The 13,659-nt window shown below is 44.6% G+C and carries 12 protein-coding genes; all 12 read right to left on the bottom strand.

What is annotated here, in order from left to right:
• Positions 1–203: 203 nt before the first annotated feature.
• Positions 204–1,292, bottom strand: a complete 1,089-nt coding sequence (gene serC / locus ACSQ8O_RS09345; protein ID WP_436241332.1) for a 3-phosphoserine/phosphohydroxythreonine transaminase — start codon at positions 1,290–1,292, stop codon at positions 204–206.
• Positions 1,293–1,363: 71 nt separating this feature from the next.
• Positions 1,364–1,855 carry a mismatch-specific DNA-glycosylase gene (locus ACSQ8O_RS09340; RefSeq protein ID WP_436241984.1) on the bottom strand — a complete coding sequence of 164 codons (492 nt, stop codon included), beginning with the start codon at positions 1,853–1,855 and terminating at the stop codon, positions 1,364–1,366.
• A 45-nt stretch (positions 1,856–1,900) separates the two neighbouring features.
• Positions 1,901–3,133: a DUF1501 domain-containing protein gene (locus tag ACSQ8O_RS09335; protein ID WP_436241331.1), complete on the bottom strand. Its 1,233-nt coding sequence runs from the start codon at positions 3,131–3,133 to the stop codon at positions 1,901–1,903.
• A gap of 11 nt (positions 3,134–3,144) precedes the next feature.
• The gene (locus tag ACSQ8O_RS09330) at positions 3,145–4,473 is read right to left on the bottom strand and encodes a DUF1800 domain-containing protein (protein ID WP_436241330.1); all 1,329 of its coding nucleotides are present in this window, start codon (positions 4,471–4,473) and stop codon (positions 3,145–3,147) included.
• A gap of 125 nt (positions 4,474–4,598) precedes the next feature.
• Positions 4,599–5,156, bottom strand: a complete 558-nt coding sequence (locus tag ACSQ8O_RS09325; RefSeq protein WP_436241329.1) for an NADPH-dependent FMN reductase — start codon at positions 5,154–5,156, stop codon at positions 4,599–4,601.
• Positions 5,157–5,250: 94 nt separating this feature from the next.
• Complete coding sequence (glnA, locus tag ACSQ8O_RS09320; protein ID WP_236289511.1) at positions 5,251–6,675, bottom strand: type I glutamate--ammonia ligase; 1,425 nt, start codon at positions 6,673–6,675, stop codon at positions 5,251–5,253.
• Between the two features lie 239 nt (positions 6,676–6,914).
• A complete protein-coding gene (aroF, locus tag ACSQ8O_RS09315) occupies positions 6,915–7,958 on the bottom strand; it encodes a 3-deoxy-7-phosphoheptulonate synthase (RefSeq protein WP_173110941.1) in 1,044 nt (347 codons plus the stop codon).
• A 154-nt stretch (positions 7,959–8,112) separates the two neighbouring features.
• Positions 8,113–8,652 carry a DUF2062 domain-containing protein gene (locus ACSQ8O_RS09310; protein ID WP_436241328.1) on the bottom strand — a complete coding sequence of 180 codons (540 nt, stop codon included), beginning with the start codon at positions 8,650–8,652 and terminating at the stop codon, positions 8,113–8,115.
• A gap of 36 nt (positions 8,653–8,688) precedes the next feature.
• A complete protein-coding gene (locus tag ACSQ8O_RS09305; RefSeq protein WP_436241327.1) occupies positions 8,689–9,645 on the bottom strand; it encodes a 4-hydroxy-3-methylbut-2-enyl diphosphate reductase in 957 nt (318 codons plus the stop codon).
• Positions 9,646–9,691: 46 nt separating this feature from the next.
• The gene (locus tag ACSQ8O_RS09300; protein WP_436241326.1) at positions 9,692–11,182 is read right to left on the bottom strand and encodes a sensor histidine kinase; all 1,491 of its coding nucleotides are present in this window, start codon (positions 11,180–11,182) and stop codon (positions 9,692–9,694) included.
• A gap of 1 nt (position 11,183) precedes the next feature.
• Positions 11,184–11,873 carry a response regulator transcription factor gene (locus ACSQ8O_RS09295; RefSeq protein WP_056609510.1) on the bottom strand — a complete coding sequence of 230 codons (690 nt, stop codon included), beginning with the start codon at positions 11,871–11,873 and terminating at the stop codon, positions 11,184–11,186.
• Positions 11,874–11,988: 115 nt separating this feature from the next.
• The gene (locus tag ACSQ8O_RS09290) at positions 11,989–13,575 is read right to left on the bottom strand and encodes a S1C family serine protease (RefSeq protein WP_436241325.1); all 1,587 of its coding nucleotides are present in this window, start codon (positions 13,573–13,575) and stop codon (positions 11,989–11,991) included.
• Between the last annotated feature and the right edge of the window lie 84 nt (positions 13,576–13,659).

The raw sequence follows: 13,659 nt of genomic DNA, 5'->3' as shown, positions 1-13,659 counted from the left end.
TGATTTTTTCGGATATGTCGAAATGACTAGGACATTCCTCCTCTACTAGATCTAGTCCAAACTCATCTTCCAATTACCGCTTTTAAACCTGCTCAGTGACCCTCTACAGGCTTTTAAACCCCTCGGTCGAAACTACATGCCTCAGCACAAAAAAAGCTATTCACGCGCACACGAGGGTGCCATGAATAGCTTAATTCATTTTCCTAGCTGTTGCGTTGTTGGAAATCCGTCATGAAATCAGCAAGTGCTTTACATGATGCGTAAGGAACTGCGTTATACGTGGAAGCACGTAAACCACCGACACTGCGATGACCTTTCAATCCAACGAACCCTTGCTGCTCGGTTTCTTTAATGAACTTCTTCTCCAGCTCTTCATCTTGCAAGCGGAATGTAATATTCATCGCAGAACGGCTTCCTAGATCTACAGGTCCACGGTAGAAGCCATTGCTGCTATCAATTGCGTTATAAATAAGGCCTGATTTTTCTACATTATTCTTCTGAATAACCGTCAATCCGCCTTGCTCTTCAATCCATTTCAACACCAGATTCACCATATAAATGGAGTATGCTGGCGGTGTGTTATACAAGGAATTGTTTTTGCTATGCGTTTCATAACGCATCATCGTTGGGATTGTTTTTGGCAGATCAACGAGTAGATCGTCTTTAATAATCGCAACGGTCACACCAGATGGTCCAAGGTTCTTCTGTGCTCCCGCATAGATCATGCTGAACTTCGAAACGTCGACTGGGCGGCTCAAGATATCACTGGACATATCACCGATCAGAGGAATGTTGCCTGTTTCCGGAAAGCTTTGGAATTGCGCACCCTCAATCGTCTCATTGGACGTGATGTGCAGGTAAGCTGAATTCGGATCTAAGTTAATGTCACTCAATGCAGGAATTTTCATAAATTTCTGTTCTTTCGAACTAGCCGCAAGCGAAACTTCTCCGAATAGTGCTGCTTCTTGCACAGCCTTCTCGGCCCAAGCGCCTGTCAGCACATAGCTGCCAACCTTGCCTGCCTTCAAGAAATTCATAGGGATCATGGAGAACTGAGAGCTCGCTCCACCTGTCAAAAAGAGAATTTGGTACCCATCTGGAATACCAAAAATACGCTTCAATAACGCTTGTGTTTCATTGTGCACTTGCTCATATTCCGAACTACGGTGAGAAATTTCCATAATGGACATGCCAATGCCTTTAAAATCAACAAACTCTTCTTGTGCTCTCTGAAGTACTTCGAGAGGTAAAGCCGCAGGCCCTGCGTTAAAGTTATAGGCCCTGTTTCCCATGAGTGACCACACCTTTGCGTTTTGTATTATGGCTATGATAGCAATATTCTGTGCAAGCATCAAGTAAAACCTCAAACAGGCTCTACGAGACTTGTCAGAATTCCTCGATAAATCGCTACCATATCTTCCAGCTTCATTCGCACAAGTCCACTAGAAGACGGACACACATAATCAATAACGCCTTCTACCATCGGCTGCGGTTGACTGCCCCAGGAGACGCCTCTTCGGCCGCTATACTGCTCATAGACACCCTTCCCCACGAAGCAAACAACCTTCGGTCGGTAGGTCTCAATTTTCGCTTTCAGAATACGTCTGCCTTCACGATACTCGTCTGCCGTAATTTCTGCTGCTGTCAAAGAAGGGCGTGCCACGATATTCGTGAAGCCATAACCGATTTCAAGCAGATCACCATCCTCTTGCGGCTTATAAAGCCTTGGCGTTAATCCCGCCTGCAACAAAATGCGATAGAATCGATTATTCGGATTCGCATAATGATGCCCGGTTTCCCCTGATCGAATACTCGGATTATAGCCAACGAAGAGAATTTGCAAACCCTCCGCCATATGATCTGAAATTGCCGCTAGTTCCAACCGTGCACCTCCTGCGAGTTATATAAACTTTAAATTTTCATACGTTTTACCTAGCACTGTTGCTGTATCTCCATTTAACCACGAGTCAATTAGCGTACTATATACAGAACGGAAATCAACCTCATATTTCAAATCTCCATTATCTAAGTTACTCAAGCTCGGATAGGCGCCGTATAGCCCGCCCTTCACCTTGCCGCCAATGACAAACATCGGTGCCGCTGTTCCGTGGTCGGTTCCACCGCTGCCGTTCTCTTTAACACGACGTCCAAACTCGGAGAACACCATGACAGCGACGCGATCCTGCAGCCCCTGTGCCTGCAAATCCTGATAGAACGCAGTTAACCCTTCATCGACCTGCGTCAGCATTTGTGCATGCTGCAGTTTCTCATCCGCATGATCGTCAAATCCACCTACTTCTACATTAAAGAGCCGCGTCCCTGATTTTCCAGCCAGCAACTTCGTTACAAGCTGTAAGTCCCTTGCAAAATTCGTATTGGGATACTCAATTTTCTTCGTATAGGTAGCAGCAAGAGATTGGATCGCCTCTACGCTCTTATAGGCTTCCGATCCTCGAGCAGAAATGACCCGCAGTTGATCGAACGAATTCGATGCCCCATACATATCCAAGAACGCTTTGGTTATTCTATTCTTGTCCATCAACGCTGTCTTAGGATCGAATACATGATAGGACTCCAGGGATTGAATCACTGGAAAGCTTGATTGATCAGAGGCGAAGGCTTTGCTGCCTGATCCGCCAATTTGAATCACTTTGAGAGGATTGGGATTTTTCTGTAACGAAGCTTCCGCATACCGTGCCAACCAACCGCTGCGGCTCATTTTCGCAGGCTCTGCGGTTTGCCAAATTTCCATAGAGCGAAAGTGTGAATGATTAGGCTCCGGATATCCAACTCCTTGTATAATAGCCATTTTTCCTAATTTATACAACGCTGCTAATCCTGTAAGACTAGGATGTAGGCCTACGTGAGAATCGAGCGCTAGTACTTCCTTCTGTTCATAAGCAAGCGTAGGCCGTGAATCATAATAGAGGCCCTGACCGTATGGAATCAACGTATTGATCCCGTCATTGCCGCCGCTTAACTGCACAACAACCAACACTGGGTCCTCCAAGCCAGGTTCAGAGCTTCCTGCCCAAAGTGATTTACCTTTTTCCGTGAAAAGTGCACCGCCAAGCCCGAGGGTTGCGAATAACGCCGTTCCTTTGATCAGAAAATCTCTTCTCGTTAATTTCACAAGTTTCCCCCCTATTTCATTTGAGCTTCAGGACTAATCAATACAAGCTGCAGGAGACCTCGTAAGCCGGTTAGTTTTTGCTTTGTTTGGTTTGTATGTACAATGGTGTCATCTGCGTAAGCACGCAAGCTCGCCTGTGTTTGTTCGGATAAGTCTGAGATGCCCATGAGCTCTGCATAGAGCTTCGCCCACTCCATAGGTGACTCCACTTGATTCGGTTTGAACGCTGACGTGTTCAGCTGTTGTCCGTTCATTTGCTTCGCGATTCCCTCAGCGAACTGGTACCTTGCTAGCAAACAGTTGGTTGTGAGCCAAGAGGCGCCACCTCTCCAGCCTGCAACATCGGGAGGGACGAATAGTTCCTGCCCCATCTTTCGCATCGCTTGGGCATGCCCCTTGGCGACGGAGAGCTTGCAGCATTTCAGGATACCCGCTACATAATCTGCTGGTGTTTTAATAAGTGACATCCGATTGGTATCCGCGTAGAATTCATCGGAAAGGAATAGTGCCTGAAGCACTTCCCCCACCGTATTCTTCTGTGAAATTAATCCAGCTATGGTCTGAATCCAACGATCGGACGGTGTGTCTGTTGCAAAATAGTTCAACAACTTCGTCGCTAGAAACGTTGGCAATGCTTGTTGATGAAATAAGATATCGATCACATCGTCTGCATCTAATTTCCCGCTTTCCCCGAGCAATGTCTTGGCATCGTTATCGTGCTGTTTGACATTGTAGTTGACCTTATGATCATTTTTATTGTACGTCCAGCCTGTAAAAGCGCGCGCAGATTCCTTCACATCCATTTCGGTGTAGTGACCGATGCCAAGTGTGAATAGTTCCATCACCTCACGGGCGTAATTCTCATTCGGCTTCCCCTTCTTATTCTGATTCACATCCAGCCAAATCATCATGGCAGGGTCCTTGCCGATTTCGATAAGCAGCTCTTTGAAATTCCCCAATGCATATTGACGGAACAGTTCATTTTGCTTCACCATGAGCGACGCATCTTTCACCTTATAATTCGCCGTCGCGAAATGTCCATGCCAAAACAACGTCATCTTCTCGATGAGCGGCGTAGGTGAGTTCACCATCCGATAAAGCCAGTACATCTGTTGATCTACTAGCAAGAGCGGATCCAAAGCTTTCTTCCCGTCCACATGAAACTGGTCAAAGGAGGCTAGCTTCGGAGCCTTGTCGATCAATGCTTCACCCGTTACTAAGCGCCGAACTGTTTCTTCCCGTCCAAGCGCCAAGCAAGTTGCAACTTCTTCCTTCGCCACACCAAATCCCGCACGTAGTAAAAGATGAACAACTTCCTTGCTGGTCCAATGGACTCCCATGATCTCCCCACCGTTCATTTTTCTCCATACTGTACCATATAAATGTGTCAAAAGTATGTAGAAATACAAATAACCAAGTCTAGTGACTTGGTTACCTGAATTCGTATTCACATGGGTGTCAAACGTTATAATTTAGCTGATCCCACGAGCTGCTCAGCTAGCTGTAGGAAGGATCCAACAACACGTCGCACTCGCTTATCGACATCTGGATGAATGTCTTCGAAGAGGGCGTCTTCGCGGAAGCTCTTGCGTTGATCGCCACCAATCGAAATCCACTCCGGACTGTTAATCCCATGTAGATTGCGGACGGTCGTCTGCATCTGGGTTAGCGAGCTGACAGCTACCGCTCCGCCTGAGGAGCTGACGGATAGCACAGCTTTGTTATGGAAATGATCCTGTCCAACATGATCCAGCGCATTTTTGAGCACACCGGACATTCCACTATGATACTCAGGCGTAGCCAAGACAATTGCATCGGCGGACAACATCGCCTGTTTAAACGCTCCAAGTGCTAGGTGATCCTTTCCATCATCTTCAGGTGTATAGAAAGGTAACGGCGTCTTGTATAAATCTATTAGAGTTACTTCATGTTGATCTTGTGTTGCCAAATGCTGAATATATGTGGCAAGTCTTGTACTCGTAGCAGCTCCATGATTGCTTCCTGCAACAATCGCAATTTTCATCGTTAATTCTTCCTTCCTCTAAAAAGAAAACTGCTCCTCCATAGCGTCCTATGAAGGGGCAGTTCCTATTATCATATCGTATAAGTGCTAAAGATTAGCAATCGAAGTAAAGGTTGTACTCGTGTGGGTGAATACGGATTGCAACTTGTTTCGCTTCGCCACGTTTCAAGTCGATGTAGTTATCGATGAAATCTTGTGTGAATACGCCGCCTTCAAGCAAGAAGTCGGAATCAGCTGCAAGAGCATCCAAAGCTTCGTCTAATGTACCAGGAACGCTGCGGATCTCAGCTTTCTCAGCATCTGACATTTCATAGATGTTAGTATCGAAAGGACCATATCCAAGAGCACGTGGATCGATTTTCTTTTTGATACCGTCAAGACCAGCCATCAACATTGCTGCGAAAGCAAGGTATGGGTTAGCTGTGCTGTCTGGTGTACGGAACTCAATACGACAACCCTTAGGTGTCACAGCTGCGATTGGAATACGAACTGCTGCGGAACGGTTACCTTTGGAGAATACAAGGTTTACCGGAGCTTCGTAACCAGGAACTAGACGTTTGAAGGAGTTTGTACTAGGGTTTGTGATCGCGATCAACGCTGGAGCGTGATACAGGATACCACCGATGTAGTTAATAGCCATTTCGGAAAGGTTAGCATATGAACCTTTTTCGTAGAACAAAGGGTTACCTTCGTTGAAAATGGACATATGAACGTGCATTCCGCTACCGTTGTCACCAAATAATGGTTTCGGCATGAATGTAGCTACTTTACCATATTCTCTCGCTGTGTTAGCAACGATATACTTGTATTTAAGCAGGTTGTCTGCTGTTTTAGTCAATGTGTCAAAACGGAAGTTGATTTCAGCTTGACCAGCTGTTGCCACTTCATGGTGATGACGCTCAATGCGAAGACCTGCGTCAGCAAGCTTATTACACATTTCAGAACGGATATCTTGTTGAGAATCGATTGGAGCTACTGGAACGTAACCGCCTTTAACTGGAACTTTATAAGCAAGGTTACCGCCTTCTTCTTTACGGCCTGTGTTCCAACCAGCTTCTTCGGAATCAACTTCGAAGTAGGATTTGTTCATACCGTTCTCGAAACGAACATCATCAAAGATGAAGAATTCGGATTCAGGAGCGAAGTATGCAGTTGTACCTACGCCAGTTGTTTGCAAATATTCTTCAGCCTTTTGAGCGATGCTACGTGGATCACGGTCATAACGGTCGCCTTCAGGTGTATGGATGTTGCTCATAATTACTAGTGTTGGGTGTGCTGTGAAAGGATCCACATAAGCAGTTTCCGTATCTGGCATCATTACCATGTCAGATTGTTCAATACCACGGAATCCTGGGATAGATGAACCGTCAAAAGCTACGCCATTTACGAATGTTTCTTCATCTACTTCTGTAGAAGGCAAAGAGATATGCTGCGCTTTACCGGAAAGACCAACGAAACGAAAATCTACCCACTCAATATTTTTTTCCTTGATAAGGTTCAACACGTTTTGAACTGACATTTAAAAAACCCTCCCATTTCCGTACATTCAACGTACTTTGCATGATTAATGTTCAACTTTTGCTTGTTTTCTTTCACATATTATATAGTGATTCCTCTAACACAGTCAATACTTATGTCAGGTATTTTTTAAATGAGTGTAAGCTATTCTTACACTATTTCCCCACAATTGCCATAAATCCAAAAACAGGAAAAGAGTTTCTCCATTTCTGAAGAAACCCTTCCTATGAAAACCGTATATTACGCCAAAATCGGTTCTTTCTTCGTATCAAACTTCTTACCAAGTAGTGGTGCAAGCTTCTCAAGATCAGATAGCAAGTGGGCAAATTGATCTGGGAACAACGACTGTACGCCGTCTCCTGTCATTGAATTGTCGGGATCTGTATGCATTTCGATGATTAATCCGTCCGCTCCAGCTGCAACAGATGCTTTCGTCATTGGAACTACCAACTCTCTGCGTCCTGTTCCATGACTTGGATCTGAGATAACCGGCAAGTGACTCAACGATTTAAGTACTGGGATTGCTGATAAATCTAACGTATTTCGTGTGTAGGTTTCGAATGTACGGATTCCGCGCTCACAAAGCATAACGTTCGGATTACCGCCAGCAAGAATGTACTCAGCAGCATTCAAGAATTCATCATACGTCGAGCTGAATCCACGTTTAAGCAAAACTGGCGTTTGAATCGTTCCTAATTTGCGAAGTAGATCGAAGTTTTGCATATTACGTGTACCTACTTGCAGAATGTCCGCGTATTCCGCACATACATCAACGTACTCCGGTGTCATGACTTCTGTAATCGTAAGTAGGCCATGTTTCTTACCCGCTTCAGCCATCATGATCAGACCTTCCACACCAACACCTTGGAAGCTGTATGGACCTGTTCTTGGTTTAAAAGCACCGCCGCGGAGCACCTGCCCGCCAGCTGCTTTCACTAAGCGAGCAATCTCATCGATCTGCTCTGGCGTTTCAACTGCGCAAGGGCCACCCATGACGACAAGTTGTTCACCGCCGATTTCAACACCTTTAATAGAAATAACCGTATCAGCAGGATGGAAATCACGACTAGCCAGCTTGTAAGACTTCGAGATTTTCACAACTTGCTCAACGCCAGACATTTGGCGAAGTTGTTCCGCTAATTTCGGATCCGCTTGACCAATGATCCCAATTACTGTACGATCCTCACCTTTGGAAACATGCGCTTGAACCCCTTGCTTTTCGATAAATTGCACAATTTCCTGAATACGCTCATCCGAAGTTTTGTTTGATGTAATTGCGATCATGTGATCCACGCTCCTATTTCATTTATTATGGGATAATTGATTATCAGTCCACTAACATGCTTCAACGCTTGTTCGCTTCTACGCTTTTATGCTTTTAACCACTAAAGTAAATATACAACGCTTGACGAGAATTCGTCAAGCGCTAATTTATTACCTATTCTTTTGATTCACTAGGAGCTAACTGATCTTTACGTATTCTACGTTTTTCTTTACGGCGATTCGTGTGGTACTTGAGCAGGAGCACGACTGGGAAATAAGCAATAATACCAAGGAAAAGACCAACGACCATCCCACCGACAATTAAATCCAATCCGCTACGAATAATATTAGAGAGGAGATGCGGTAGATGGTGGATCAGATAGATCTTAAAATGCTTCGGCACTAAATATTCCCCGACCTGCTTATTAAGAATGGAAAAAGGTATATAGATGACTTTACCGAACACAAAGCCAATTAAAGCCGCAGGCAAGTTTGCTCTCAGTAGGTAAACCAATGGAAAGATAAGAACAAACGCAAACCCTGCAGTCGGTAATGTGAACATCTCAACGAATAGACCAATCGAAAAACCTCTTGCTACCATGGAAGGACCGCCCTTGGCACGTAAAAGAAGTAAATATTTGAATTTGAACCAACGTTTAGTACTTTTCCAATCGTAGCGAGCTTTCATCATTTTCACCTTCTGAGTACTTTGCATGCTAGTTTCAATCCCGTCGAGTGGAATAAGCAGGAATTACACGGTACTTGCTGCTTTGGATTTAACAGGGGGAATTAGTTTCTTCATATTAATAGTACGTTTTATTTCCCAACTGGTTTCATCTTTCGCATCGTAATTTTCTAAATAGGTAATGACCTCTTTAGTGATCGGTGTGGGCGTTGAAGCCCCTGATGTTACACCTACTTTACGTACATTCGCCAACCATTCTCTGTTTAATTCAGAAACGTCTGAGATACGGTAAGCCATTACACCAGCGATCTCTTGTGAAACCTGAGCCAAGCGGTTCGAATTGTTGCTTTTCGGATCCCCAACGACAATGACCAGATCCACTTCTTTTGCCTGCTCCGCGACGGCTTCTTGACGAACCTGCGTTGCTAAGCAAATTTCATTATGAATTTCAGCTTTCGGGAAAAGCGTTAATAACCGATTCATAATATGTTTAATATCCCACTGACTCATCGTGGTTTGATTCGTAATGATGATTCGATTCGACTTCAGATTAAGGAGCTCAGCCTCTTCCAGCTTCTCAATCAAATGTACATGATCTGGTGCTACGCCAATAGCTCCTTCTGGCTCTGGATGCCCCTTTTTCCCGATATAAATAATGTCATAACCGTCTGCTACTTTTTCACGAATTAAATCATGCGTCTTCGTTACATCTGGACATGTTGCGTCTACAACAGTAAGTCCTTTGTCACGCGCCAAACGTCTTACCTCAGGAGAAACCCCATGTGCAGTGAAAATAACAGTCCCTGTCTCCACTTGCTGCAAAATCTCAAGGCGATTCTCGCCATCCAGCGTGATGACTCCTTCCTCTTTGAAGAAATCGGTCACATGCGCATTATGAACAATCATGCCTAAGATATATATAGGTCTGGGAAGATTTAAATTTTTAGCAGTTTGCATAGCGAGCGCCATAGCATCAACAACCCCATAACAGTAACCTCTGGGGGATATTCGAACAACTTCCATCTGTTCCACCTACCTAAACCGTTGTATTTCTTCTAATTATATCTGATTATATGGCATGAGGGAAGTTTGCTGGCAGCCAGATTAAAAAGGTACTTCCCTCGTCCTTCCGAGTGGTGACTTCAACAGACCCGTCATGTTCATCAATGATCCATTTGGCAATAGATAAACCAAGTCCTGTACCCGTCGTAACCCCTCTGGACAAATCCGCGCGATAGAACCGATCGAAAATATGAGGAATATCTTCTTTATCCATCCCTATGCCAGTATCTGAGATCCGTATGCCAATAAAGCTGTTTCTGCGTATCGCCTCAATGGTTACTGAACCCATAGGTGTATATTTAAAAGCATTTTCAATAAAGATGAACAACAATTGCTGCAGGTAATCTCGGTTTCCTTGAACCATGGCATCTTCGAGCGCATCCAGATTCCCCACTTGCCATTCAGCCGTATGCTCGAGCAGCTGTGCTCTCCTAACGACTTCGTGAACTAGCGGCTTGAACTCAATCGGATGTTTCTCCATAAGAACACCCGCATCAGCCCTCGCAAGGGCGAGTAAATCATTGACTAATCTGCTCATTCGTTGCGCTTCCCCGGCAATATCGTGCATAGCTTCCAAGGACATTTGAACCTGATCCGGCGTAGCTAATTCTTTGGTCCCCGATGTTTGCTTCCACATTTTCTCCAATAAATCCACATTGCCACGAATCGTTGTTAGTGGAGTTCTAAGCTCATGTGAAGCATCCGATACAAATCGTCGCTGTGCGCGGTAGGCCTCATCTAATTCCACATACGTAATTTGAATACGGGCAAGCATGCCATTGATTGTATTCGTCAATCGGCCTATTTCATCTAGAGGTCCATCGTAGTGAATCCGTTTCTCAAGATCGTCTCCGCTTTCGATTTGATTCGCAGCATCTATAACTCGCTCAATTGGTTTTAATGCCTTACGTGCCAAGAACCAACCCAAGGAGGCAGCGACGATAATCGTTAAAATAGCCCAAATGATAAGCGTATAACGCAGCGTGACAGCCGTTCTCTCGTAACTGCCGATCGGCACAGCTGATTGCAGAATGCCAATGAGATGTGCTTTATTATCTGTTAGGCCTAGATGGTAGATCAGAAAATCCTGATTAAGAATTTTCGTCTTCTCAAAATAACCAATCTCATCTTCAAGTTTATCTACTTGGCGTTGCAGTTTATCGATTGTCGATTGGCCAATAGGCAGCGTCTGATCATAATATTGTAAATTCTGTGATCGGTTAAAACTTTTTAGCGCGATATTATATAATTGTAAAAAAGTATTGGTGGAATAGAAATCTCTGCTTTCTAATTCAAGATCAACAACTAGCCCTTTCTGAGAAAGAGCAATGCTTTTCTGAATACGAGTGGAGCTGTTGACAGCCTCTCTTTTCACATCTTGACGAATTTGATCATAAAGGAAATAGTTCAAGAAGAAATAGAGAACAATGCCAAAAAGCAGCATCGTGATAGCCAATATGCCTGAATACCATAGCGTAAGCCGCAGGCGAAGCGACATCTTAATTTTCCCCTCTCAATACATAGCCTGCTCCTCGGACCGTTTGAATCAAACGTTTATGGCCAAATTCTTCTGTTTTCTGGCGTAACAAAGCTATGTAAACCTCTAAGACATTGGACTCACCGCTGTAATCGTAACCCCAAATCTTCTCCATGATAATATCCCTCGACAGCACTCGCTTCGGATTCTGCATGAAGAGATGCAATAAATCGAACTCTTTCGTCGTTAATTCAATCAGCTTCTCGCCACGGAAAACCTCCCGTGTATCTAAATCCAGTACAGCATCTTCAAAGCTGAGCCGATTGTTCATCTGTTCAGGTCGTTCCGTTCTTCGACGTAGTAATACTCGCACTCTCGCAAGCAGCTCTTCCAAAGCAAAGGGCTTGACCAAATAATCATCAGCACCCAAATCCAAACCTTTGACACGATCACTAATATCGTCCTTAGCAGTCAACATCAGAATTGGCACTTCGCTGCCGCTTTCACGAATTCGACGAACAACTTCCCACCCATCGATGTGCGGCATCATGACGTCCAAAATAATAAGCTGCGGCTCAGTCACCAGCATTTGCTTGAGACCTTCTAAACCGTTAGCAGCTGTCGTAACCAAATAGCCCTCAAATGCTAGTCCACGTCTCAACATGGATGTGATTTTCTCATCATCATCAATAACCATAATATTCTCTCTCATTGGTCCGCCCCCATTCTACCTTCTATTGTAGCAAAATTACTGCCTAGCAAAAAGAAGCAGAGCCTGCAAGCTTGAGGCCGCGGACTCTACTTCCCTTCAATTAAGTGCTTAGGGCTTACTGAGCTGGTGTCTCAGCAAGTGTATTTTTGTCTCCTACCGTAACTGGGACTTCTGTACGCTTGCCATCACGAATAATGCCCAGCGTTACTTTGTCGCCAACTTTCGTTCCTTGAACCTTCGTAATCAACTCTTGTGAGTTCTTGATTTTGGTGCCATTCAAATCAACGATCACATCATATTGACGCAAGCCTGCTGTGAATGCGGGGCTCTTACGTTGAACACTTCCAACCAAAGCGCCATCTGTGTTAGGAAGCTTCAATTCACTCACCCAATCTTGACCGATATCTTGCAGACCAACACCAAGGTAAGGAACAGGCTCTTTCGGAATCGTAACATTATTCTTCAAGTTATCTAGTACAGAAGAAATTGTGCTAGTCGGAATCGCAAAACCAATCCCTTGCGCTTGTGAACTTACCGCTGTGTTGATCCCAATAACTTCACCGTTAAGGTTCAAGAGAGGACCACCTGAGTTACCAGGGTTAATGGAAGCATCTGTTTGTAGCAAATGTTTATACTCACGCGTCCCTTTCTCATCAGGGATACTAATTGGACGTTCTTTCGCACTAAGTACACCAACGGTTACTGTGTGGTCGAATCCGTAAGGGTTACCAATCGCAACAACCCAATCACCTACGTTTACGTCATCCGCTTTACCAAGAGGAAGGATCGGGAAATCTTTCTCGCCCTCAATTTTGAGTACGGCCAAATCTAAATCATAGCTGTTACCCAGCAATTTCGCTTTAAACGGCTTATCATAGCCTTCTACCGTGATTTGAATTTCATCCGCACCGTCAACCACATGCTCATTTGTCAGGATATATCCTGTCTTTTCGAAAATAAAGCCAGTTCCCATACCAGCAGGTTGCAACTGTCCGCTCCCCGTGTCATTTTGACCACTCTTAGGTGTCGTTTGACCACCACCATTATCACCAAAGAACTGACGGAAGAATGGATCATCGAACAGCGAGTTTCCTCCATTGCTGCGACTCGTTGTCTTCGGCTTAACAAGTGATTCAACCTTTACAATGGCAGGACCTGCATTTTGAGCGATCGCGGCAATATTACCCGGGCGAACAACATCAAGAGCAGCATTCTTCACTTCACCGCCATTACTATTCGAGCTGCTTGCCACGGTTGTCGCTGAACTTGATCCAGAAGCTAGTGGTTGGTTACCTGAAAACAAGTTCGTTTTGTCCGCTGTAAACATCAACGCACTGACAACGAGGGCTCCTGCCATGAATGCTGCAAAGACACTTTTTACAGAAGAACGCTTCTTCGCATTAGGATCCCATGCCGCTGGACCTTGAGGAGTATTGTCTGAACCAAAGCTGAAAGGACGTAACGTCTTAGGCGGTGTTACTTCTACATTCGAAGTACCTTCCGAACTTGTAGAAGACGTTGTTAAGGATTGACCTTCACTTTCTTCATTAAAAGCAGATTTGTAAGGCCCATAGGAGTAATAGTAGGAAGGTCTTTCTTTGTTAGGCTCTTGCCCATCATTACCGCGGGATTGCTCCTGCTCGTTGTTATCATTATTCTGCGGCTTGAAAAAGTCGCTGTAGTCTTTTTTATTTTCATCCATGGGTCTTACCTCCATAATTAAAGTTATAAGTGCATGTTCATCTGAAGGATCTTGTTGTTCTCTATGTGTCTATCATGCACTCAC

Source organism: Paenibacillus sp. LjRoot56, assembly GCF_964253335.1.
Classification (GTDB): Bacteria; Bacillota; Bacilli; order Paenibacillales; family NBRC-103111; genus Paenibacillus_E; species Paenibacillus_E allorhizoplanae.
Note: the sequence above shows the minus strand (reverse complement) of the source record. Positions and strands in the feature narration are given on the sequence as shown.